This window comes from Veronia pacifica, assembly GCF_001707825.1.
Lineage (GTDB): Bacteria > Pseudomonadota > Gammaproteobacteria > Enterobacterales > Vibrionaceae > Veronia > Veronia pacifica.
The window spans coordinates 20,774-44,797 of the sequence record NZ_LYBM01000037.1 but is presented as its reverse complement, the minus strand read 5'-3'; the positions used below and the strand labels follow the sequence as shown (position 1 = coordinate 44,797).

The following is a 24,024-nucleotide window of genomic DNA, read 5'->3' as shown; positions in this document are numbered from 1 at the left end:
CTTTCAACGCTTCGCCGTTTCGATAGAAAGTATAGAAGACGAGGACACATCAAGGTCTTCCCCTCGGATGAGTGACTAACGCCGCACTCAAGACGTCATTTAAACGGGCTCAATCCTGCATCTTCAGTTTTAATAGCACTAGTTATTTGCCAACACCTCACACTGAGCATTTTCAAGCGAGCTGCGGAGTCGATCATTCCAACCATAATCTTGTAATATGTGCTCTTCACTTGCAGCTTCCGTTGATGTCACTTCCCCTGTTTGAGTCCAGAGTCTGTTGGCATAAGTTGCAAAACCCAGTAGGTTCATGTCTCTGTATATCTTTTCTAATTCGGTTTGGTTTTCAGCCCCGAAAACCTGCCTTGTAGGCGTAAATACTGTGATCGGAAAATCCAACTCTGTGTAAGGGTTATCTACTTCACACCCATGATGAATGACCTTGACCCCAGTCAATGCATTGATTTCTTCTTTCACCCTCTGGGTCAAATTTGATATTTTCCCCAGTTCCTCATCAAGAGTTCTTCTTTCTAATTGCCCCAACGCCATAGATACGCGCTGAGTAGCGGTCTTAAACTTATTTTTGAGAAAGCCGCCATGAGGCGCGAAAACACTCAAATGAGGACTCACCGAAAATAAATCATAATCAGCTGTTAAAGGAATACCGCTATTTTTTTCAGCCAATACATTTAGCGTCTTGGCGATACCATCTCTGTCTTTGAATAATACCCAATAGCCATTTATTAATTTCGGCATATTGCTGATCATCATATTTAAAATATTAATGTTCTTTTTCTTCAATAAAGGGTATTGACCCAAATCCATTTTTTTATTGGGATAAAGAATAAAGTCTTTGTGGTGCTTATCATGACTACTGATATGAAAAACACCATTTTCATTGATTCTTACTAAGATTTTCTTTCTGGCAATCAGATCCCTTAATCGCGTCTCGGAGATGATCAGTGGGACTTCTCTTACCCCGCCATTTTTTAAAGATTTTTTCACTTGATCATTAAATTTTGCAACTTTACTGCTTCCCACTAACTTACTATAGCTCTGGTCACAACAAATAAACCCTGATTGAGGCCCCCAGTCTGAGGATTTGCCCTTTACATTTAACCCTTTTGTTGAATAACCTTCTTTAATCAGACCTGTTGATAGCTTATTAACGGGCCGAACCATGATGACACAATTATTTCTTTCTGCAGTACCCAGAAAAAACGGTTCATGCTCTGGCACAATACCCGACTCTTCAATCGCTATATTATTTCTATGCATATTTAATCTCATCAAAATGAAAAGTACTGAAACCATCTGAAGATGGATAATGTTCTTAAATGAAAATTAATTTTTATCAGATAAGCTATTGGGGTTTTGAGCTAAACAATCTGAATATAACTACTCTCAATCAAATAACATGATTTTACGTCTCTATTGGTGACTTTCGCAGAGGGGCACCTCGCTTCACTTTTTATGGCCTGCCCGATTCAAATCAGTGCTAAGACCTGATTGATGATTTGACGCAATGAATACCAGTCGTCACCTGTGGTCACCCGCCCAATGCCGCGAACCTGCTGATGCGAAGCGAACATGGGAGTTGCTTGCCAAGCCATCAATGCTTTCCGGGAGGTACCTTTGCGATAACTGGCACCAAAATCAATAAGCCGTACGGTTCTCTTGTCAGGAAGATAAAGAATATTGCCCGGTTTGAGATCCCCATGAACCCAGCCACGACGGTGACAATGACGGATAGCTTTTATCAGACTGGGTAGCAACCGTAAAAATAAAGGCCAATCACTTTTTTGGAGTTCACTCAGCGGTTTGGCTGAGTGATCAAATTCCAGAGTAAGCGTCATTCGCCGCTCATCGATATCAATGACACGTTGGATACCTGGTCCAGCACACTCGGTTAATGCTGTCCATTCACGCCACATATCACAGGATTGGGTGAAATGTTTGATATAGGTCGAAGACACATACTTTTCTCTTTCTTCTGCACTCATAACACTCATGGGTTAGAGATGCTCCGGGAGATGAAAGGCGGAGAACAGTTCTTTGTTCAGCGGCTGGTCTGCGTCTTTCAACAGCACATCAAAGGAAATGTCCTTATCGTCTAATCTGTAATCCATCCCCCTGACAAGACGGGCAGAGCTTTTATGACCTTTGGCATCGAACAACGCACGGAACAGCGCCCATTGTCCCCGGTATGACGTTGACGCCACACGGTTTTCTCCATCAAAGAAATCAAGTCGCAGATAACCATCGATACTGGACATTGGCCATGTAATATCCGTCCAGACTCTGGGCCCATGTCGATAACTGAACAAGGTTTCCTGTCCGGCCATCTTAAACGCTGTCACTGAGGTACTCATCGATTTCGGCTGCACAGACAGCGTCATCGCCAGTTGCTGTCCGGACAACCCGAAGAATACCCGGCTTAGCTTTTTCGCTATCTGAAGTTGCTGACGTACTCTTGCGTCCAAAGGCAACTGCAGGCCATCAATGGTATTGCGTTTCAACACTCCATTGTCCCAGTAGACAAAGGGCTGGAGATACGCTTCGATAAAGCCATCCAAACGTCCGTGTGGCTTGAACATAGCGGAAAAATCATCAAGGCTGACTTCTCCCCGGCCTTTTTGCGCGAAGGGGAAACGTCCCTCAATCGCTTCGACATAAAAGCGATAAACCCGCGCATTCCATTGCTCGTCAAGATAACGGGCACTTCCATTCATCACCAAATGCCATGCCTGTGAGGCAATGTCTTTTGTCCATTTTTCTACAGGAGCCGGGGCGGTACTGGCAACACTGCGAAATTCAACAATTGCATCCTTACTGCCTTTGGCATGTGCCAGTGCCATATCATGGAATGTTTTCCCGGGATCTGAGCTTGATAACGCACGGCCAATAAAGGTATTAAGTGCACCGAACTGCCCAATCAGTCCATCCAATGGCGCTTTCTTGCCATCAACATTGACATAGCGGGAGAAGGAGACAAACGCATCATTGACGGCAAAAGATGGCTGAAGCCGAAGCAGTTTTTTGCCCGCTGCGCGGTTAATTTTGTCTGCCTTGGTCAACCCTTTTGCTACTTTTTTCAACCCAAGTTGCTTGGCCAGCTTTTTGTTTTCTTTGGTCTGCGGCTGTTTCTCTTCAGCAAGCGAAGTGTTTACCACTACAGCGCCCAGCAAATCCATCACAGGACTGGTCACGGGTTCACGGGCAAGCTTGAGGGCATTAGCCAAATCCTGAGGATCACTGAACTGACGGACATTAATATGTGCCAGCAAATCCTGCCAATGATGGATATAGTCTGCAAAATACAGGCGCTGCACCTTTTTACTCAGCTCCGTCAGTTCGACCACAGACAAAACAGAGTTGTCATTCTCGACTGCCTTAAGCTCTTTGAGCTGGTGACGTAGCAATTCTGATTTGGCCGATAGGTCTATTTGCCCATAACCATATCGCGTAAATATCTCCGGCATCAGATAACCATGGAAGTCGTCAGAAAATTCAAACAGGGTGCCAAACTTGTCACCGAGCTGGTGGCGAATATCTACGTTCCCCCGAAATGCAGGCAACGTTTTGATCCGAGCATAAATCAGACGCTCCTTCGACAGGCCATCCAGATTGTTGGCTGCAAGGTTAATCAACTCACGGTTGGGCGCTAGCTTGTCGTCATACTGACTGTTGAACAGATCCTCAATCAACAATGATATAGCACTGATATCGTCCACAGACATCTGCCCCTGATCACTGAGGTTTTCCATAAGAAAAGTTCGGATTTCATTGCTATCCAACTGGTTGTGGTCAAACAGCATCTGGTAATAACGCAACACCTCGAAAATCTTGCTGGGATTGCCAAGGTTGATATACACGGACAGCTCTTCGCTGATTTGCGTTTCCAGCTTGGGTAATAAAAGAGCCTGCAACTGACGTTCGTAGGTGTGGTAGACCTGTCTCGCCGTCTGGTCTTGTCGGAAACTGACATGTTGATACCACGCCCGAGGCGCAATTCCTGCGTTAGCAACCTGACGCAACGCATTTAACAGAGGAACGATATCGGCGTTGGTATAGTTTGCGCCGAGTCGGTGAGCATCATTCTCATATACTCGGAGTTCAGTGATGGCATCAGCACGCCACTTTTCATCCTGATCCCAGTTATGTTTCATTGTCATTGCCGCCGTAGACACTGTGCCAAACACTACAGCTACCAGAGCCGCTCGACCCGCGAAATATCCCCATTTTCTCGTTGAGTTCTGGCCTGTGATATTGCGCTCCGGCAACACAACGTCCCTGAGTAAACGGGAACAGAAATATACGTTGTGATTTGGCAGCACATCTGCCGTTTCCCGTCGGCTGAACTCTGTCCGTTCAGCAAGATCTAGCGTCAACAGATCATGACGAGCCCCCTGCTGACCTGTCGAGAACAGGTACATCCCCCGCAACCAGACAGATTGCCGGACACGGTTTTCACGACCAAGATCAGCAAGAAATTCTCTAATACGCTGAAACAGCATTTTCAACTGATAAGGTAACGCCACCACCCTGCCCGCCTGCTCGATACCAGCATGCCTGAGCGCGACCAATTGCTGCTCAGCCAGTGATGACAGCAGTTCATCGATCTGCTTATCAAAAGATGCCTTATCAAACCGTGCTAAAGAACCAGCGTTACATTCAAAGGTCAGGCCAAGTGGGCGCTCAACCTGATCCGTGGGTAAACAGGCAAAAAACTCAGCGAAATCAGAAAGACTCTCTGCCTCTGAAAACATCGGATACACGGGCAGAGCAACCTTGAGTGTGGTACTCAATGACAGGCAGGCTTCTTGCAACAATGACGCGAACTTCTTACGTTCTGTTCGGTTCGCAGTCAGGAGTTGATGGCAACTTAACAGAGGAATGATACCGTTAAGCCCTTGTCTTGGGCGATACTTCAACAGTTGACGGGCCAGTACCCGCCAAAGGGGGTCATCAATACCTTCTCCATCGAACAGACGGTGACCGACTTCAATCACCACCATGTGGTCATTGCTCCAGAACCTTAAATACTGTGCCGTTTCGTCGTTATCAGTAAGGTGATCAGTAACTGGTTCCAGACCATTTTGCTGTAATAATGAAATACGATCACGACTCTCACTGCCAACCATCAAATACCAAGGTAAGGTATACAGGCTATCCAGTTTGTTTCGGCCACTGCCACGAATTTTCTTTGCGGCTAGACTGAATAGCTGGTGAACCACCCTGCTGTCCTGTTTAATCAATATCTGTTGTTCATGGTTGCCTGTCGGTTTGGTGTGAGCTCGCCAGAACAAGCCTCCTATCACCACTAATATCAGAAGGTTCAACCCGATTGCTAGATATCGAATCCACAGCAGTGTCTCGGAGACCAGCAGACAAAGTGTGATCGTCACGACGATAGAAAGCGCGGCCAAGACCGCGAGCAGGATTGTCTTTTTCATTTTAATTTTGCGCTCTCTTAATCGTCGCACTCAGCCCAAACCGGACATTCAGCTCGTCTTTGAGTCGCCGAACTCCTTGAAGTGAATCGTCCTTCTCGATATACACCACAGTGCCATCGGTGACATCACGACTATCAGGTTGATAACCCGCTGCCCGGATCTCAGACTCAAATTGTCTGGCATCCGGGCTGTCAGTGAATGTAGCCAGTACCAGCTCCCATTTCCCCTGCTGGTTTGCGGGAGATGGCTTGTCGCCCTTGGCCTTATTGTTTATCTCGCTTCCACCGACAGATGACGAATAGGCCCTTGTAATATCAACAGCGTTGAACTGGTTCACAACAGGCTGACTTAAGGTCAAATACCAGAATTCCGACACACAGTACCCTGCCAACAAAAAGCCAGTGGCAAGAGCGATCAGAGTTTTTAGACGTAAAAATCTTCGTGGAGGCTTTTGCTGAACAAGCGCAGGGGTGACAGGAACAGGCATGTCCCCCTTCTCACGATAACGACAAAGCGTGGCATAAACATCAGACTTTAATTCATGAAGCCCAACGTGGTCACCGTGTCGGTACTTGCCCTGAAAACCAAGCATCAATAGGACATATTGCAGCTCGATAAAATCCACGAGCTTGGCTGGTTGCTGACGGGCCTTTTCCAGCAGAACAAAGAAGGCTTCACCGCCGTTACGCTGCGAAAATGCCTTGCTCAGAAGAGACTGATTTTCCCACCTCACCTTCTGCCCCCACTGTGTGTGAAGAATGGCTTCATCGAAAGCCGCACAAAAAATAAAGCAGCTTTTCTCGATAACGCTGGGGTGGTAATCCAGCCCCAGACAGCGCTGGCGAAAACAGGCGATAGAGTCCAATAGTCTCTGGCGAAAACGATCTGCATCCTGCGGTTCACCCTGTCTTGGCAAGGTAACCAGCAAGCTCAGCAATTCGGTCGCTTCGTTACGCAGCGGACTACGATAGATACTGAGCTGATCACTTAACTTTTCGGTCCCACTGAGCTCTGTGATATGTGTCTTTTCTACCGACTGGGTCTGAGTGCTGTTCTCTGCTATCCGGCGGATTTGCACAGTCGGTTGATCGGTAAATAGTTTAGTCATTATCTACCTACCGAATCACATGAAAGCCAACGTTGACGTTGTCAATGCAATCATCAATATGCAGCGCAATCGCCTCATCTTTGCTTATCAATGCTTGCCAGAGATCATCATTGGTGTCTATCTCAAAGTAGGCCGCATCATGACGAGACTTTAGCTCTGACGGCGCATAGGGCAGATGACGTAACGAGACACCTGAAAGTGCATTGCGAACTAAATTGGCAATGTCACTGTTGCCCGCCAGCTTTGAGGCTTTTGGAAACTCATTCCCCAAACGGGCTGGCCCAATAGATGATGTCACCACCAGAATGAAGCGGCCTTTGGCAAACAGGCTTCGATCTTTCACCAAAGTACGCAAAAGGCGGCGGGAGTTGAACAACTGCAGATCCCAGTCCAACGCGGTGACATTTTCAATCTGCACCTCCCTCAGTAACACCTGTATCTCAGCAAACACCACGGAAAAAATATGGTAGAGATCGTCCTGATTCCAAGTAGCAAAAGAGGTTGGCATTTTCCCTTCCAGCCCCTGCATCTGGCCAGCCATCGAAATGCATTCATGATAGAGATACTTGGTCAACAAAGAACCGTCCACATGCCATTGTTCCAGCTTAGGCATCCAAGCGCCCAGCATCTGAAGCCAAAGATAATCCCTCATCATTGACTGATAACTTTTACTCTTACAGTCAGCCTGCAGGCGGGTGGAGATAGTTCTGGCGCGGTATTGAATCTGGGCAAAAATGTCCGACAGAGTATCAGTCAAGTACTGGGACACACCAAACTGAAGACACTGGGGAACAAACGCATGATTGAGTTTTATCTCACCGTCAGGTTTCAGCTCCTGCACTTCAACAATCGTCAGCAAGGCATAATCGCTCAGATCTTCACCCTCCAGTTTGAGCTGGATATTCAGTGTTGAAAGCTCAACCTGAGCGGCGTCACTGTTCTCGCGGGTGGTGTCATAGATATCATGAGGTGTCGAGCGGTATCGGTAACGCATATCCTCACCGACGTTTACAGCCCCAGCACGTCTCACCGGCAGGGCAAGGTACACTTTGGCATAGTGGGTATGCGCCGGAATGTCGATCACCAATTCTTCAGTAATAGAAAAAGGGGTGCCATCCGGAAAGACGCCTCTGGCTTTCCTGACTGCCACTTTTCCTATGTTCAACATTGCATGGTCAATAACCAACTCTGTCAGCCCAAATGCTTTCGGTGCATATTGACCAGCAAAATTTCGGACAAATCCCTCAAAGTAGCGTTCCTGTTGCTGAAAATGCTGTGGTGAGAGAAACATCCCCTCACTCCAAACCACTTTTTTACTCTCTATCATTATTCCTCCTCGCCTGACACAGACAGGTTGATGCCATCGAGATCAATGTTGATCGCTGCGCCATGGACAACGAGTGGCTTGTAGAGCACTTTATTTTTCGCTTCACGATAGTTGGCAAAACCCGCAATAACACCGATATATTCGGTACCAGCCGCCAGCGGCAGATTCTCCTGACGCTGCTCGCCCGGCCGAATGCTGTCAAGGCGTCTTACCTGCAACAACTCTGCTTTCAGCGTGCCCTGCTCTTGTTCGAAGATCTGCAAAAAGTCAGCACGCGAGAAAGCATCGGGCTTACTGAGCTGGAAGATCCGCAGTTCCACCGGGGATGGACTGTCTTCAACATTGGGGTTGATATTGTCTGCTGCTTTCACATTGACCAATAACTTAGGGGCAGCCAGTTCTCCTGCGCCCATTGCACAGCCCGTCATCACGGCGACCAACACTGCAGATAAGATAAGTTTGATCATCTCAGCTCTCCTGAAGGTGATGTTGAACACGCATGGCATCCTGAAAATAGGCAAAGAACTTCACCTGCCAGTCGCGGTTATCCAACTGTCGTTGGTAGTAACGTTTGTAGATCTCCCAGTAATTCGGCCGACCAAAGCGAAAAGTTCGGTTAGATAAATCATCAAAAAGGGGCTCAACCGTGTCCGGTGCAAGTTCTGATAACAAACGGGTGATCGCCATCTCCAATGCTTGGTTTATGTGTTGTTCCTGATGCGCATACGCCACAGACACCGGGTTAGGATTTCCCCTATCGGAAGGCCTGTCTTGGCTCGCCGTTGGCGACGTGGTCTGAGCAAGCATGAGCGCGCCGGGATACCCTGACTCGGCCAGAGGATCATCCTCAAGGGCATCAAAGTTGAAATCCATACCATGGCTTTGTCCCTTTTTTTCCTGCTCTGGGGACGAAAAAGGGTCAGCTTCAACATGGTCTACTGCTTTCACCCGAAAATCTGGCACCGCCATGCCATCCGATTCGTTATCGACGTTGCTTTTATAAACATCACTTTTATAAACACCGCTTTTATAAACATTACTTTCGACAGGACTGGCGCTGCCAAAGGGATCATCACCCAGCAATGATGGATCCAGAGCTGTGCTTTGTCTGGCCTCGGCAGTTGCAGGCACAAAGCACGATACCAACAGGCGATAACGACCAATGTCCAGTACGTCGCCATCGTTTAACGGTGCTTCACGACCTTTGCCCAGAGGCTGGTTTGCGCCATTGATATAGAGACCGTTGGTACTGTCATCCCTTATCTGATAGCCACGGCTGGACTTGCGAATTTTGGCATGACAGGCTGAAACCTCCCTGCTGGCATCACTCAACTGCATGGTGGCACCAAATGCCCGGCCAATGTCACCTCCCTCATCGGGAAAAGAGGTGTTCCATTCCGTGATACTCTCGCCATCCGGGGAGCTGATGATTCTGATAGAAAGCGGCATAGTGTGTTCTCTGCTATTCGGTTGATAGGCGGGTCACTGTTGCGACCCGCTGTCCGTTTGGCTCAATGGATCTGGACGGAGAAGGTGTCGCCCTCAACGCCAATGACTACCTGATTAATGGTTTTTCCTTCACCCATGCATGAGATGCATTGGTTAGCCAGCTCGGGTAAAAGTTGACGGTTGATCAATTGTTCAATCGCCCTGGCTCCCGTTTCCGGAGAAGAGTTCAGGCTGACCAGACGGTCAATCACACTTGGCTGGTAGCTGAATTGCGCGCCATAGGTGTCTTGTATGCGCCGCTCTACCCGTTTCAGTGATAAGGCTGCAATATCCGCCATTTCTTCATCGTTGAGCGGGAAGTACGGCACAATGGTGATACGGCCAAGGAAAGCTGGCTTAAACGCCTGCTTTAATTCGGGAAAAATCGTTGCGGTGAGCGCGGGTACAGACGGTCGACCCTCGGCACAGGCATTGACCACCGCACTATCGGCTGCATTCGAGGTCATGATGATAATGGTGTTGCGAAAGTCGATCCGGCGACCTTCGCTGTCAGCAATCTCGCCCTTATCGAAAATCTGATAAAAAACGTCATGGACACCGGGATGCGCTTTTTCCATCTCATCTAATAACAAGACGGAGTAAGGATTTTTGCGCACGGCTTCTGTTAAGACACCGCCCTTGCCGTAGCCAACATAACCAGCAGGTGAGCCGAGCAACATGGAGACTTTGTGCTGCTCTTTAAACTCCGTCATATTGATCACGGTAATGTTCTTTTCACCGCCATAGAGCAAGTCGGTCAGAGCCAGTGCGGTTTCTGTTTTACCGACACCACTTGGACCACACATCATGAACACGCCAACGGGTTTACGGGGATCGGTCAGACCCGTGCGCGACATACGGATCGCTTTGGCTATTTCATGAATCGGTGCTGTCTGACCGATAACACGCTGACCAATATGGCGTTCGATATGTTTAAGGTTTGCCATGTCTTGTTGCAGCATTTTACCCGCCGGAATGCCCGTCCACAGCGCGATCACCTCAGCCACCGTCTGCTGACACACGTCGGACATCACCAAAGGTGACTCGCCCTGATTCTCAGCAAGTGCAGTCATTCTTTCCGCGAGCTGCGCTTTTTGCTCGCCGATACCTGAGTTTTCTCCTGCAATAAATGCTGCATCAATACTGTCGTGAAGAGTCTGAATCTCGGCCACCAGCGCCTTTTCTCTCTCCCAGCGGGCTTCCAGCACACGCTTTTCAGCCAACAGGTTCTGACGCTGTTGTTTAGCGCGGTTGAGTTTTTCCTCATCCACTGACCAAAGTGCCGCTTCATGTTCCAGAGTGGCAATATCATTTTCGCTATGGCGCAATTGCTCACAGACGCTGTCGAGAGAAGCAGGGGTTGCACTTTGGCTCAGGCCAATACGGGAACAGGCGGTATCCAAAAGGCTGATTGCTTTGTCTGGCAGCTTACGTTCGGGTAAATACCGCACAGACAATGAAACGGCTGCTTCAACAGCCTCTTGCCTGATTTTCACCTTGTGGTGTGCCTCAAGGCTTTTCTTAACACCGTTGAGCATCTGAATGGCCTGTTGCTCATTAGGTTCTGAGACGGCAACCAACTGAAAGCGACGGGCTAGCGCAGCATCTGATTCAAAATACTGCTTGTATTCAGCCCACGTGGTTGCGGCAAGAGAACGAAACTCGCCACGGGCCAATGCAGGCTTAAGAATGTTTGCTGCATCATTCTGCCCCGCAGTCCCTCCAGCACCAATGAGTGTGTGCGCTTCATCAATAAACATGATGATAGGAACTGACGATGCCTTTATCTCACTGATCACATCTTTGAGGCGATTTTCAAACTCGCCTTTAATACTGGCACCTGCCTGTAACAGCGACAGATCAAGACTTCTCAGTTCAACATTAGCAAGTGCAGGCGGTACATTTCCGTCAGCGACCTGCTGAGCGAGTCCCTCAACAATGGCGGTTTTCCCCACCCCGGGATCGCCGACCAAAATCGGACTGTTCTGTCGGCGGCGACAGAGAATATCGATCGACTTGCGAATTTCGTCACCACGTCCCGTGACAGGATCCAGCTCACCGTCTCGCGCAGCCTGAGTCAGGTTGAGGGAGTACTTATCAAGTGCAGGTGTCTCATTGTTAACGGACACAGGGCTGGCTGACTGGGTTACCTTTTCTTTGCCAGCGAGTGAGGCATTTTTCGCCTGAGCACGCAGCCACTCCAGTGAAAGAAGGCTCAGCCAGTGACCCAGCTCCCCCTGATAGCTGCCCTGATCAATGCGCTGTTTAAGAACTAATAGCAGATGAAAGCCATTGACCTGATTGGGGGTATCGTCCATTGATGCCAGCAACCATGAATCTTTCAACAGCTCGACCAACTGAGGCGACAGTGAGGGTGCATGATCGCTACCTCTGACCAACCGGGCAAGTTTTGCGGCCAGTTGCTCTGACAAGGTATCAGCAGACACTGAGGTATATTGGACGGCAGACTGCCATTGCCGAGATGTCGCAAGCAGACAAGAAAACCAATGCTCTGGCTCCACGACAACATGGCCCAGCGAGACGCACTTGCCTACCGCATCTTCAAGCGTGTTCTTGAGGTCTGGCGCTAACTTTTTCACCAGACGTTGTAATTCGATATTAATCATCTTTTTTCCTGATTTGCTCTAAGAGGCATATCAACATATTGCCTTGCTTCACTATGCTGGTTCATCCAGGCAGAACGCCCGATACACAGGGACTTATCTGTTCTTGTAGACAACTGCGCCAACGGTAGGTAGTCGCTATCTACCCTCATGTACAATGCGTAGCGCAGGTTGACGCCGATAAAATTGCGCACCATAAAGTCAATTGCATCAGTCATTGCCGCAGAGCGGCTGATCTCAAGGTAGTGCTTATAGTCTCTCGGACAGATCTTGATCCTCAGTATCTGACCTGCCATTGGGACGCTCTTTCCTATCAGCGCTCCCGTACCAAGCTGTCTGTTTTGTCCTGATCGACCAATACTTGTCAGCCCGCAATCAGCCAGTGGTGTGAACTCAAGTCCGCCGCTGTCAATTTCGAAACGGGCATCAAAATAGTCCTCCAACATGTTTTTCAGTGTGTCTGGACACGTCAGTTTCAGGCCTAATAAACCTGTGTACTGGATAAGGTGCTGGCAGAGAGAGGCATGCTTTTCACCCGTCACCCCAACAAAACTCAACAGCACATCGGTCAGTGAGGTCAGGTGCTGGTTCCAGCTGAACGTTTCCTCTTCCAGATTAGCGGTGATCTCATGCTTGCTTTCGGCCTGACAGAACAAACGAAAATAACGATTGTTGAAGCTGTCGATAAAATCGACCGGCGCATCCTCAGCAAAATCAAAAGAGGCATGCAGTGCTGCTCTGGTCATCATGCGGGGTAATGCCCCCTGACGACCTGAAAAACCGGGCAACGCGGTTTTAATGACAAAGCCGTTGTCGTTACTTTCGACTACCTGACTCACCTCACGGGCGCAGTAGCCGGGCAGCCGTTCAGCACTGAATCTTACCTTCGGCCTTGTCCCCTTCTGCTGTGCCTGCTGTTTAAACAGTTGCCATGCTTTTATCAGAGAGACATCGAACTGGGGATCAGACAGGCGATTTACACCACTTGCTTGCATCCGGATCTCCTTGGAAATTTCAGATACATGGATTCTTCTCCATCGAGGTAGACATCAAGCTGAGTAAAACTGTTGAAACCCGCAAAGTGAGAGAAAAACCGGTCAAGGAAGCGGCTGAACAGCACTCTCCCGCCGTCCATATGACTGACATCCAAGGTCACAGTGATCTTGGTGCCACTGGCGAAACAAGTTCGGCCTGATACCCGAATTGGGGCAACCACCTGTTCAGTGGTCATCGCGCTGAGAGCATCGATATAGAGTTGATTTTGCGAACACTGACCTAGATTGTAGAGCGACAGCATTTGCTTCAGCGCCATCAGAGGATCATCAGCCCCCAGAATGGCGTGAAAGTTAAAGTGGAGGTGGTGCAATAGCGCAACAACATGCTTGCTCTTCTCACTCTGTCTGACAGGCATTGTCGGTCGGCGTAATAAACCAACGTCAGCGGGAATGGTCAGCGTGTCACGGCAGGATACCTGACTGTCTGGAGATAGACGTGCAGCCTGCTCTCCCTCTGTGACAGTGATGTCCACCAACCAGGTGCGGGGGTCGCTGTCCACACTGGTCTGTGCCAGATCGGCCACTTTCAGATGACTTTCTACCTCATCATTTTCACGCAAGGTCTGGCAAAGCTGCCAGCGTAAGCCTGTCTCCTGCTGACCATATTTTTCTGCGTATACTTGCGGCACAGTCTGATGAGGGTGCTCTGAAATGTCAGCGACATGATCGACAGAGAATACTGAGTGCCCACTTCCTTGCACATTATCAAAGGTCAGTGGGTAGCTGTTCTGCATAAAATCGATGCGAACCGGATCAGCAACCTGCCGGTAAAGATTGACCACAGGTGTGACAAATAGGGAGAAATGCTCCGCAGATAAGTTTCTCGCCAGATCAACGGCCAACTCATCGATATAAATATGAAGAGCAAATGTGCTGCCTTTAGCTTTGTTCAGCCATTCGCCAAGCTGAAGACTGACCGACTTAAACCGTTCTGGGAACTGGAAGAACTCGGTCAACAGTGTCAGTCCACCAAAACTGCTCGCCTGATAAGGCAATACCGTTGCTCCGCCGTCAAAACCCGGCACAGATATATGGTCACGACTCAGGGGATGGGATTGCCCCTGAACAGACACACAAACCAACGTACTCGCGTGCATAAGCAAATCGCAGATCCTGAGGGTCAGGTTACTGTCACCTGTTGGATGGAGTTGCAGTTGCTCAATATTGAGTGTGGATAGATCCGCTCCCTCATCGGTACAACCAATGGTGATCTCAATACGCACCGTCGCTCGCTCAGCACCTTGCGGCTTGCCGTCTGCAAACGGCGCATGGCTGACATTCAGATCGATAACCCTAAGCGGTAAGATCGACAGGGCGTCTGTTGTCCGGAAAATCGCAGCATTTCCATTGTGATCATCAATATCAAACTCTGTGCCTGCCGGGATGACATGACTGGAGTTGGTTTTTTCCTGTACCTGAAAATCGAGCATGCTGTACGACGGCACCGGACGCAGGTAATGGGGAAATAATAGGTTCAGTAAACTCTCAGACAACTCGGGAAAAGCACTGTCGAGACGACGCTGAAGGCGTCCGTTTAACAATGCGACACTCTCCATCAGCCAAGCCAACTGGGGATCAACAATGCTGTCTCGGCTCAGCCCCAGAGAATTTGCCGCACCGGGATGATTTTTGGCAAACTGCTGCGCCTCACTTCGAATGAAATGCAGTTCCTGCTCAAAATAAGGAAGCAATGAATCAGACAAGGCTGGATTTCCTCACATCAAGTTTGTTGGAGGCCAAATCAAGCCTTGAATCCAGTACCACCGACTCATCACCAAAGGACGAGTGGATCACACCAGCAATTCGCAGCCTGAGTTGGTTATGTTTTTCATCTGCATCCTGCATAGTGATATCGACATCATGGAGCCGAGGTTCAAAGGCGCGGATCAAGGTCTGAATATCGTCACGAATCACCTCCCGGTTCGCTTTGCTCTGCGAGCGTGCCGTACTGCGGATCCCAAGACTGACAATGGTATTCTGAGCCAGCAGACTATCGTCATCTTTGCCCCATAAAGGCGCACGGCTGGCAATCAGTGCGCAGATATTGTCGATCACCGCATCGCGAACAGCATCCGCATCGTCACGCCAAGACTGGGTCAACTTCATCAGTAAACTCATCAGGCGACACCCAGTTCCTGTCCGGACAGCGCAGTGCTCAATACCACCTGCGCATCCACCATGTCGTACTGGTATTGAGGTTGGATCATCACCCGGCACTCAAAACGGGTCTGGTCATGCTGACTGGCCTCAATACTGACTTCGCAATCTCTCAGCGGGTACTGAGCCATAACGGCATCCTCGCTGTAATCGACATTACTGACGTAAGATTTTAACCAGCTCTCCAGCGTGGCCTGGCAATGCGCCACTGAGTCATACCGACCAACCTGATCACGAATTTGTGCCTTAATAAAATGGCCAAAACGGCAAGCCATCAGGTTAGTCTGTAACATGCCAAGCTGACGCGAGACACCAGGTGGTACTTTCCAGACTGACTGGTTACTAAAAAAGCAGTGCTGATGACTGAGGTACAAACTGGTCACTGGCACAAATCCTTGTTCAGACCAGAAGCCATCGTCCTCTGCGTGAAGATCCACTTTGGTAATGACGGGTGACGACATTTGCACGATGGCACCGAAGTCGCCGTCCTCGTTATATGAACGAAGAAAACCAAACCAACTGATCCGATCAAATTCACTGATCACATTTCGGGCCAGCAGGTAGACACTGTTCCCCCACAAAGCACTCGCTTTTGCTGCGGGTTCATTCAATACGAAGTCCGTCCTGTAATGACGGTATGCCGGGCGCTGCAAGTATTCTGGCAACACCAGATGGAGAAACCGTGAGGACACGTTGTCACGAAGCAATTGCCATGAGCGGAAGTCATTACTGGCCAGAATACGCTCGGTTTTACGGCAATCGTGAAGAAGGCGGGAGGGGTCGTCGCCAAAAAAGCCATCATCGACGCCAAGCGCGACCGGGCACAAGGCCATGTCACCGAGCTCGGCGAGCAATTGCAGGGTGTAAAGATCGTCAAAATCATTGTCATCAGCTATCTCAGATGACACCCGATGATCCACCACCAGAAGGCCAAAAGGACAGCCACCAGCAGTATCAAACTCTCTCGCATAAAGTCGGTCATACAGCAGGCTTTGCTTAAGATCGAAGGAGCTGTTGAGATCGCCTGAAACGTCTTGCCAACTCGCATCCAGAATCCTGACTTTAATCCGCCTCTGAGAGACATTCAGCGAAGTGAGTGAAGCCAGCCCGCGCCAACCAGATTCCAATCTTTTAAACGAAGGATGCTGAATAACAATCGATATTTGCTGACTGATACTTTCATCCAGCGCCGCAATCAGTTGTGTCACGCTTGCTTTGAATTGAGCGGTCTCTCCCTGCTTTGCTGATGCAAACAGCGACTGCCAGCCAGCTTCTGTCATCAGGTGTTCAGCAATGTGTGGTGAGTTGAAATAATGCATAAACTACTCAATACAAAACAATCGGGGGAAACTTGTCCCCCGATAGGTCACTAGAGGGGTTAGCCCGGAATATTGGCAACCATACGCAACGAGGTTGTCAGCTCTTCCAGTTGCAACCAGGGACGCAGGTAAGCCACAGCAGAATAAGCACCGGGACGACCCGCCTGCTCTTCAACAGTGACTTTGGCTTCGACCAGTGGGAAGCGCGCCTTGGACTCGTTACCAATGGCGTTAGCATCAACGTATTGATGGATCCAGGTGTTCAGATCGTTCTCAACATCACCCGGGTTAAGGTTTGAACCAATTCGGTCACGTCCCATGACTTTGAGGTAGTGAGCAATACGGCTGCTCGCCATGGTGTATGGCAGACGGGCAGAGATGGCTGCATTGGCAGTGGCATCAGCGTCAACATAGGTCTTGGGTTTGTGGGTGGTCTGTGCGCCCATAAACACGGCATAGTTCGAGCTCTTGTAGTGAATCAGTGGCAGGAAGCCCAGATCGCTCAACTCTTTTTCACGCTCATCTGTCAGGTTGACCTCTGCGGGACACTGTTGCAGTAGCTCTCCCGCGTCAGAGAAGTGGGTGAAGTTAGGCAGGTTTTCAACTTTACCGCCGTTTTCAGTGCCACGAATCGCCGTGCACCAACCATATTTGGTGTAAGCCTGAGTCATCAGCAGACCGAACTCGTAGGCCGCGTTACTCCAGACAAAGTCGTCACCCGATGACACTATCTGCTCACCGTTTTCACGAGTGTTCAGCTCTTCAAAGTCAAAGGATTTCACCGGCACTGTCGCCGCACCGTAAGGAAGACGAGCCAGTGTTCTCGGCAAGGTCAGTGCGACATAGCGCGAGTCATCACTTTCTCGGAATGCGTTCCAGCTTGCGTAAGCCGGTGAGTCAAACCCAGTGGCAACCGGCTTGCCGTCAGCAAATGAAGTGAACGATGAGAAATCGAACATACCTGCGTTAGCTGCCGCAACAAATGGCGCGTGAGACGCTGACGCCACTTCTCCCATGTAACGCAGTAAAGCGACATCCTCATCACCGTAACCAAATTCATAGTCGCCGATCAGGGCACCGTATGGCTGACCACCAGCAGTACCAAACTCTTCCTGATACACCATGGTAAAGAAGCGGCTGCGATCAATAGCAGGTGCATCTTCAAACTGCTCAAGCAGCTCATCTTTGGTGTAATCCGCCAGCTTAATTTTGAGGTCTGTGCCCAGTTCACTGTTTTTGACCAGTTTCTGAAGGCCCAGCCAGGTACCCTCAAGTTTCTGGAAACTGGTATCACGCATGACCATAGAAAGCTGCTCAGAAATCTTGCTATCAATGGCCTGAATCGCTTTTTCGATGGTCAGCGTCAGGTTTTTATCCCAGGTCACTGTGCCTTCCAGCGCCTGAGTGGTCAGGATGCTCAACAACTCTTTCGTGGTATCGACTGGCGTTTGTGAAGTTGCGCCGATAGCCCGGTCCAGAAAGCTCTCTGTCACTGCGCTGTCAGTCTGAGCAACATCTTGTAGTTCTGCAGACATTATTCCGCCTCCTTTTTGTTTACACCCAGCTCATCAGCAAGGCCCTGAATAGCATCCGCATTTTGTAGTATTTCTTTCAGCAGGCGCTCAAGGTCGCGAGAACGATCAGCTTTGCTCAGCAGCACTTTCAGTTGGTTACGGGTTTCCACCAAACGTTTCAGTGGCTCAATTTGCTCAACCACATTTTCCGGATGGAAATCTTTCATTGAACGGAAACTGAGGTTGACCTCAAACTGGCTGTCGTCCTGCGCCAGAGTGTTATCAACTTTGTAGGAAAGGCGTGGGTGGGTCTGAGCCATCACTGAATCAAAGTTGTCTTTGTCGATTCCGGTGAATTCGCGCTCTTCCAGATCAACTTTCTCAGATTCAGGTTTATGACCGGAAAAATCACCAATCACCCCAACAACAAACGGCAGCTCTTTGGTTTCTAATGCGCCATTGGTTTCAACATCATAAGTAATGCTGACCCGATTTTTGCTGACGCGTTTGTGTTGTGAATTTAATGCCATAACGGTGTCCTTGGGTCTGTAGACCTTTTGTGATTGTCATCGATAACTGACGCTGCACTGAGTTCACAGAGAGCGTCAGGGATCAATTAGTGCTGTTTACCAGAAGTCATCTTGCCTTGTGGAACGTTGAAGGTGACTTTGCCGCCCTCTTTAATTTCGCCGCCATTTTCCTCGTAGTTATGCTTCTGCATGACTTCGGTGTAAGACAGGGAAATACTCTCATATGGCTGGCTGCCATCGCTGCCGCTGACGTTGTAAGACACCAGACGAGCTTCAGTCAGTTCAACCTGAAAGTACACCTGCGCACCCTGGCCGTCCGCTTTCGGTTTGGTGAATACAACCTGTACCTTCTTGCCATCTTTACCAGGGCTAAACAGGTAAGAAAGTAGATCTTCAGACGCGCCATCGACTTGCTTAGAGACGTTCACTTCGCTGACAGCGACCATGCCGGAATCGGCGTTTTTGCCGTTACCGATATCCATAGCAACGTTTCTCACACCGCCCCATGAATAAGAAGAGATAGCAAACCAGTTACTGTCTGGCAGACCTTCGATAGTTGCACCACCTTGAACGTCAACACCATCAATTCTCATGTAAATACTTGCCATGTTTTATTCCTCGTGAAGTTAAATGAGTGCCTGTTCACCAGCTCAGAAGTGTTTGCTGTTTTTGCTGAGGCTGCTCACTTTGTTGTTGTGTCTGTTGGTCGTCCTGTTTCGCAGTCGACGTGGTTGTTTGTTCGATCTGTTGTTCTGTTTTCACCTGAGCAGCAGGCATTGATGACAGAGTTTTCTCAGTCTGGTCATTTGAATGACCTTGAGTTTGCTGCTCTTTTATCGACTTTCCTGACTTTCCCGTCTCGGCTGAAAAAGGATGAACCGTCAAACCTGTCCTTTGCTCAATCTGGGGAAGAACAAACTGCTCGGTATGATCCAGTCCTGCCGCCTCAAATGCCTGATCAAGCACATCGCCATTTTGTTCTTTCATCATTTCCTGCATCAGTTCCGGCAGGGACAGGTACCCCCACCGAATGGCTTTCTCCAACAAAAAAGATACTGGGCTATGAGGTTCACTGAGGCGGAAGTAATCAGAGACTTCCCGGAGGAGATGGAACGCCAAATCACGGTTCATATTGTTGGTAGTGGCCAACTGCGAGAGATTCTCAGCATGTAAATTGCTCGTTGCCTGCACCGCTGCCAACACAGACGGTTCAACAGACTCTTGCTCTTGAGGGAAAGGTGATGCTGTTGTCTTTGCCAACTCGACGTTCTCGGCCTGACAGGCGGTATGAGATGTCTCAGTCGCCAATCGAATCCCGGTGAGCTGCACAAAGGCTTTATCCAGTTTTGAAAACAGGCTTCTTACAAAAGAAAAGCTGGCTGCTTTCACACCAAACATGGCAGCCCTTTGATCAACCAACTCACTAAGTCGCTCAAGCTGCTCAATGAAAAGCGCAGTATTTTTAATTTTTGTGGTAATGAGCTCACGTTCCTGAGCTACCCAGGGTGTGACCTTTTGCTTTAGCTCGTTTAGCTCACCACGTCGCTCGGCACTCTGAAACTGATAAAAGGTGACGTTGCCAACCAGAGGCAGCAACAACAAAGGTGCATAAAGCAGTGAGCTTTCTTCACTGTCTCCCACCATTTGGAAAAATGCCTTCATCTTGGCATCAGCTTGCTCTGATGCCTGTGCTTTTTCTTCTGATGATTTGAGTTTTGCTTCAGGCAGAACCGGGTTTAATGTTGACCAGTGACTATCAACCAATTGCACTAACCATGACAGAGAATGCGCCGCTGCCGATAAGCTTTTATCAAGCAATAATTGAGAGGTGATAAACCAGGTAATTAATTCAATATCACGTGAACGGGTCTGAAAGATTTCTCCTAAGCTATTTGATAATGTCATCCAGCTCTGATGGCAATCTTCCTCAAGCAGCTCTATCTGATCATCACTTGGGTTTTGAATCAGCTTTCTCAGTGCAGTCTGAGCGATATTAAAGTCATTTCTCAGAGGTCTAAAAATATTTTTATTTAACTTTAAGTATTCACCACAATGACTTTCATCATTAATCGGATAAAGAAATTCAGAAACATGCTTAGATAAAAAAATCATTCAACCACTCAAAAGAGTCAAATTTCGTTTTATTGATAATATTAAACACTTCATACTTTCAATATAAACTTAAGACTTCACTGTTAATAATAAGATTTACAAACAGTAAAAACTATATTTGACAAGTAAAAAACCAACTTAAATATTTATAGGAAAGCAATTAATTTAAGCAGATCTTAAAATTTAATTACTGACTCGGTAGTGACCAGATGAAAGATACCGACTTCAGTCACAAAACATACAATCTCCAGCAAACCAATAGTACACAATCTTATAAACCAATAAATACAGTGCTTTATGCAACATCAAAAAGCGGAGGGTGTAAAAAAGAACATAAAAAACCATGGGATCACAGCAGATGAGCACCCTAAAAATCAGCTCTCATAAGAATATTATGTAGAATGTGTTTGCTATTTAATTCTGGTGAAAATTCTCAATTAAAATTTATGTGAGTTTATTTATACAATAAAAGTAAGGATTTATGGAACTTGACTTATCCAAAAATAAAATATGTATTAAATATGTACCTGGTAAGTGTTGACTTATTTTTATTAGAATATTAATGTCGCTCAGCATATGTATTGTATCAATTCAATATATTTAATGAACACGATTCACTGATAAAACATCAAATATATTCTCTAAACTGATTAACTTGCATTTAAAAAGGTTCCTATATGTCGGGTTTTCCCTTACGGCATCAATCGCGTGTTTTAACCGTCAAGTTATCAGATGGAAATCAATATGCCGTCACCCACTTTCACTGTATTGAGAGATTAAGCTCTGCGAGTGAGTTCTCATTCACTCTCTCTTCCAGCAAAGAAATTTCAAACAACATACTGGGAAACCCAATAAAGGTAAGGTTTCAACACGCCGATAGCCATAGAGATTTTCACGGTCTGGCCTCATCACTTGAACTCACTGATCACAGCCCACAAAAGCAACGCTTTTATTATCGTATTGAAGCCCTTGATCCCTTATCACTGTTGTCGCACAGTCGAAGACGTCAGGTATTTCAGAATCTCACTACCAAACAGATTATTGAAACCCTTTTAAGTCAGAGTGGCTTGAAAAAATATGTTCAGTTCTCAGTGTCAGGCAGTGGAAAAAAACATCCATACTGTGTCCAGCTTGAAGAGAGCGACCTTCAATTTATTCAACGGTTGCTGGCTGATGATGGGTGGCATTACTGTCTGTCGCACACAGAGAGTAAACCCATGGTAAAGGTTATTGATGCCACTGAGCAGCTACCTTCACTCAGCGATCCGATTTTCTATCGGGACGGTAAAGATGGTGATGTCAGCGTGCTCAGTAATTGGAGGCAAAAAGCCAGTCTGGGAACGACCAGTGTGACCTTGGCTGACTATAGTGCTGACGTTGACGAGCGCATTGACAGCGGAGAGAACAAAAGCGCTCATCCTCACTCTCAACTTTCACTGAAGGATTGTCGTTTTGGCACGGGCATCGACAATAAGGCAGCATTAAGAGAATCAGCCAAATCGTTAATGCATTCACTGGATAACGAAAAATATTCGGCAGGCGCAAGCTCTTCACTGGCAACCCTCTCTTGTGGTACATGCTTTACCCTCAAACAACATCCGGTTTCAGCGAATAATCAGACGTACCTAATCAAACAGATCACTCACGCTGTCACAGTTGATGAGTCTGGGGAGTTTTCTGGCTACCAAAACCACTTCGACTGTTGGCCCGTTTCTTTTCCTTTTGTTCCCCTACGACTCAAAAAACCGAGAGTGTTCAGCGCTCAAACGGCCTTGGTAACAGGCCCGAAAGGAGATGAGATCTATGCAGACAAGCATGGTCGAATAAAAGTCCAATTTCACTGGGATACAGAAGGAAAAGGTGACGAAAATACATCTTGCTGGTTACCTGTGTCTCAAGGCGTTGCCAGCAAGGGTTTTGGCATGCAGTTTTTACCCCGCGTCGGAGACAGTGTGCTGGTTCAGTTTATTGATGGTGATCCAGACCGTCCTCTGGTCGTTGGTTCCTATTACGGCCAGAACCAGATAAGTCCTTTTTCCTCCGTTACTCAGTGTGGGATTAAAACCCGTTCTACGCCGAATGGCAGCAGTACGCAGGGGAATGAGTTACGTTTTGACGATCAGAAAGACAAGGAACAGGTATTTGTCCACGCAGAGAAAGATCTGGCTATCAATGTGAACAATGACAGTCAGCATCAGGTGAAAGGGACGATGACCATGCAGGCTGAAAAAGCCATGACCCTCTCTGCAAAAGAGACGCTCACTGCGTCATCAGATCAAGACATCAACATATCCGGCAAGGAAGGTATATCGCTGAACAGTGGTCAGAAGGTACAGATTCACGCAGATTCCGAGATTGAGGTTAGCAGTACATCGTCTCATACCTTCAACGGAAGCGAACTGTCTCTGTCGGGGAAAAGTAAGATCACTCTCAGTGTCGGAGCCAGCAAAATTGAGATCGCCGCATCCGGGATCACGATTGACGCACCCAGCATTTCAATAAAAGGCTCTGCAAAAGCTGAGCTGAGTGCAAATATGGTCACGGTTGATGGTCAAATGACAACACTCAAAGGCCAGATTGCCAAAGTAGAAGGTGGCACCATGACAACCGTTAAAGCAGGTGCCCTGCTAAAAATTCAGGGCGCACTGACGCAGATAAACTGATGACATTACTAAAAGTTCCTTACCTGCAGGCCAAAGACGTCTTCGAACTGTATCAGCCGGACAAGGCATTCGCCGAGTTCGCCACTGATACCATGACGCCCAGTGAGTTCATTGAAACAACGACTCAACTGGCGCGCTTCTCAGACGTGATTTTATACCTCGCCCACGCACTACCCGTTCGCGAGGCGGTATGGTGGGCAGCATGTTGCTCAGCTTCGCTGAATCATTGGAGTGATGATGAGGCCAATGCTATTCGGGCTGCAAAGGCATGGGTGCATACCCCAGATGAAACCAGCCGTCGTCACGCTGAAAAAATGGCTGAGCAAGCAGGTTTGGAATCTGGTGCGGGCTGGGCAGCTATGGCGGCTTTCTGGAGTGGAGGCAGTATTACCAAACCCGGCGAACCTGCAGTACCTCCGGCACAATACCTCTATGCTCAGGCCGTAGCAGGCTCCATTAGCCTGACTGCTACCCTTCCTAAAGAAGGTGATGCACAAAAACGCTATCAAACCTTTATCGAACGAGGTGGAGATATTGCTAACGGTGGTAATGGCCTTTTGGCGGCACCGTAGACTCACCAACATCTGATACCGATAATCCATAAATTGTCTAAAACGTCAGTAAAGAGCGTTGATTCCTTCACGTTCTCGTTTTTTTATTTTTGCCAAGAGGAA

18 protein-coding genes are annotated in these 24,024 nt (G+C 48.1%); 2 read left to right on the top strand and 16 right to left on the bottom strand.

Annotated features, from left to right (window positions below; translation table 11 throughout):
* Positions 1-138: 138 nt before the first annotated feature.
* From A8L45_RS17455 to A8L45_RS17380, 16 genes are all read right to left on the bottom strand, one after another.
* Entirely contained in the window at positions 139-1,275 is a 1,137-nt protein-coding gene (locus A8L45_RS17455) for an anthrax toxin-like adenylyl cyclase domain-containing protein (protein WP_068904634.1), read from the bottom strand.
* A gap of 209 nt (positions 1,276-1,484) precedes the next feature.
* Complete coding sequence (locus A8L45_RS17450; RefSeq protein WP_175402013.1) at positions 1,485-2,000, bottom strand: protein kinase domain-containing protein; 516 nt, start codon at positions 1,998-2,000, stop codon at positions 1,485-1,487.
* Between the two features lie 12 nt (positions 2,001-2,012).
* On the bottom strand, positions 2,013-5,453 hold the full coding sequence (gene tssM / locus A8L45_RS17445; RefSeq protein WP_068904630.1) for a type VI secretion system membrane subunit TssM: 3,441 nt from the start codon (positions 5,451-5,453) through the stop codon (positions 2,013-2,015).
* A 1-nt stretch (position 5,454) separates the two neighbouring features.
* Positions 5,455-6,561 (bottom strand): type IVB secretion system protein IcmH/DotU, encoded by a 1,107-nt coding sequence (icmH, locus tag A8L45_RS17440; protein WP_068904628.1) that lies wholly within the window; start codon positions 6,559-6,561, stop codon positions 5,455-5,457.
* 7 nt (positions 6,562-6,568) lie between these two features.
* Positions 6,569-7,885 (bottom strand): type VI secretion system baseplate subunit TssK, encoded by a 1,317-nt coding sequence (gene tssK, locus A8L45_RS17435; protein ID WP_083228397.1) that lies wholly within the window; start codon positions 7,883-7,885, stop codon positions 6,569-6,571.
* A 2-nt stretch (positions 7,886-7,887) separates the two neighbouring features.
* Positions 7,888-8,355: a type VI secretion system lipoprotein TssJ gene (tssJ, locus tag A8L45_RS17430; protein WP_068904624.1), complete on the bottom strand. Its 468-nt coding sequence runs from the start codon at positions 8,353-8,355 to the stop codon at positions 7,888-7,890.
* A gap of 1 nt (position 8,356) precedes the next feature.
* The gene (locus A8L45_RS17425) at positions 8,357-9,337 is read right to left on the bottom strand and encodes a type VI secretion system-associated FHA domain protein (protein WP_068904621.1); all 981 of its coding nucleotides are present in this window, start codon (positions 9,335-9,337) and stop codon (positions 8,357-8,359) included.
* A 62-nt stretch (positions 9,338-9,399) separates the two neighbouring features.
* Positions 9,400-12,003, bottom strand: coding sequence for a type VI secretion system ATPase TssH (gene tssH / locus A8L45_RS17420; protein ID WP_068904618.1), 2,604 nt, complete (start codon positions 12,001-12,003; stop codon positions 9,400-9,402).
* Positions 12,000-12,995 (bottom strand): type VI secretion system baseplate subunit TssG, encoded by a 996-nt coding sequence (locus A8L45_RS17415; protein ID WP_068904616.1) that lies wholly within the window; start codon positions 12,993-12,995, stop codon positions 12,000-12,002. Before A8L45_RS17415 ends, tssH begins: the two co-directional genes overlap by 4 nt.
* Positions 12,977-14,758: a type VI secretion system baseplate subunit TssF gene (gene tssF / locus A8L45_RS17410; RefSeq protein WP_068904615.1), complete on the bottom strand. Its 1,782-nt coding sequence runs from the start codon at positions 14,756-14,758 to the stop codon at positions 12,977-12,979. The genes A8L45_RS17415 and tssF overlap by 19 nt, the downstream gene beginning before the upstream one ends.
* Entirely contained in the window at positions 14,751-15,173 is a 423-nt protein-coding gene (gene tssE / locus A8L45_RS17405; RefSeq protein ID WP_068904613.1) for a type VI secretion system baseplate subunit TssE, read from the bottom strand. The genes tssF and tssE overlap by 8 nt, the downstream gene beginning before the upstream one ends.
* On the bottom strand, positions 15,173-16,531 hold the full coding sequence (locus A8L45_RS17400) for a type VI secretion system contractile sheath domain-containing protein (RefSeq protein ID WP_068904611.1): 1,359 nt from the start codon (positions 16,529-16,531) through the stop codon (positions 15,173-15,175). Before A8L45_RS17400 ends, tssE begins: the two co-directional genes overlap by 1 nt.
* Positions 16,532-16,590: 59 nt before the next feature.
* Positions 16,591-18,066, bottom strand: coding sequence for a type VI secretion system contractile sheath large subunit (tssC, locus tag A8L45_RS17395; protein WP_068904609.1), 1,476 nt, complete (start codon positions 18,064-18,066; stop codon positions 16,591-16,593).
* Entirely contained in the window at positions 18,066-18,575 is a 510-nt protein-coding gene (tssB, locus tag A8L45_RS17390; protein WP_068904607.1) for a type VI secretion system contractile sheath small subunit, read from the bottom strand. The genes tssC and tssB overlap by 1 nt, the downstream gene beginning before the upstream one ends.
* Positions 18,576-18,661: 86 nt before the next feature.
* A complete protein-coding gene (locus A8L45_RS17385) occupies positions 18,662-19,183 on the bottom strand; it encodes an Hcp family type VI secretion system effector (RefSeq protein ID WP_068904605.1) in 522 nt (173 codons plus the stop codon).
* A 34-nt stretch (positions 19,184-19,217) separates the two neighbouring features.
* On the bottom strand, positions 19,218-20,687 hold the full coding sequence (locus A8L45_RS17380) for a type VI secretion system protein TssA (RefSeq protein ID WP_068904604.1): 1,470 nt from the start codon (positions 20,685-20,687) through the stop codon (positions 19,218-19,220).
* 677 nt (positions 20,688-21,364) lie between these two features.
* Here A8L45_RS17380 and A8L45_RS17375 point away from each other — a divergent pair.
* Both A8L45_RS17375 and A8L45_RS17370 read left to right on the top strand, forming a co-directional pair.
* Positions 21,365-23,350, top strand: coding sequence for a type VI secretion system Vgr family protein (locus tag A8L45_RS17375; RefSeq protein WP_068904602.1), 1,986 nt, complete (start codon positions 21,365-21,367; stop codon positions 23,348-23,350).
* Complete coding sequence (locus tag A8L45_RS17370) at positions 23,350-23,922, top strand: DUF6931 family protein (protein ID WP_068904599.1); 573 nt, start codon at positions 23,350-23,352, stop codon at positions 23,920-23,922. The genes A8L45_RS17375 and A8L45_RS17370 overlap by 1 nt, the downstream gene beginning before the upstream one ends.
* Positions 23,923-24,024: the final 102 nt, after the last annotated feature.

Bases quoted from the DNA above. Each gene is read 5' to 3' on its own strand.
- A8L45_RS17455 (WP_068904634.1), bottom strand. From the start codon at position 1,275: ATGCATAGAAATAATATAGCGATTGAAGAGTCGGGTATTGTGCCAGAG.
- A8L45_RS17450 (WP_175402013.1), bottom strand. From the start codon at position 2,000: ATGAGTGCAGAAGAAAGAGAAAAGTATGTGTCTTCGACCTATATCAAA.
- tssM (WP_068904630.1), bottom strand. From the start codon at position 5,453: ATGAAAAAGACAATCCTGCTCGCGGTCTTGGCCGCGCTTTCTATCGTC.
- icmH (WP_068904628.1), bottom strand. From the start codon at position 6,561: ATGACTAAACTATTTACCGATCAACCGACTGTGCAAATCCGCCGGATA.
- tssJ (WP_068904624.1), bottom strand. From the start codon at position 8,355: ATGATCAAACTTATCTTATCTGCAGTGTTGGTCGCCGTGATGACGGGC.
- A8L45_RS17425 (WP_068904621.1), bottom strand. From the start codon at position 9,337: ATGCCGCTTTCTATCAGAATCATCAGCTCCCCGGATGGCGAGAGTATC.
- tssH (WP_068904618.1), bottom strand. From the start codon at position 12,003: ATGATTAATATCGAATTACAACGTCTGGTGAAAAAGTTAGCGCCAGAC.
- A8L45_RS17415 (WP_068904616.1), bottom strand. From the start codon at position 12,995: ATGCAAGCAAGTGGTGTAAATCGCCTGTCTGATCCCCAGTTCGATGTC.
- tssE (WP_068904613.1), bottom strand. From the start codon at position 15,173: ATGAGTTTACTGATGAAGTTGACCCAGTCTTGGCGTGACGATGCGGAT.
- A8L45_RS17400 (WP_068904611.1), bottom strand. From the start codon at position 16,531: ATGCATTATTTCAACTCACCACACATTGCTGAACACCTGATGACAGAA.
- tssC (WP_068904609.1), bottom strand. From the start codon at position 18,066: ATGTCTGCAGAACTACAAGATGTTGCTCAGACTGACAGCGCAGTGACA.
- tssB (WP_068904607.1), bottom strand. From the start codon at position 18,575: ATGGCATTAAATTCACAACACAAACGCGTCAGCAAAAATCGGGTCAGC.
- A8L45_RS17385 (WP_068904605.1), bottom strand. From the start codon at position 19,183: ATGGCAAGTATTTACATGAGAATTGATGGTGTTGACGTTCAAGGTGGT.
- A8L45_RS17380 (WP_068904604.1), bottom strand. From the start codon at position 20,687: ATGATTTTTTTATCTAAGCATGTTTCTGAATTTCTTTATCCGATTAAT.
- A8L45_RS17375 (WP_068904602.1), top strand. From the start codon at position 21,365: ATGTCGGGTTTTCCCTTACGGCATCAATCGCGTGTTTTAACCGTCAAG.
- A8L45_RS17370 (WP_068904599.1), top strand. From the start codon at position 23,350: ATGACATTACTAAAAGTTCCTTACCTGCAGGCCAAAGACGTCTTCGAA.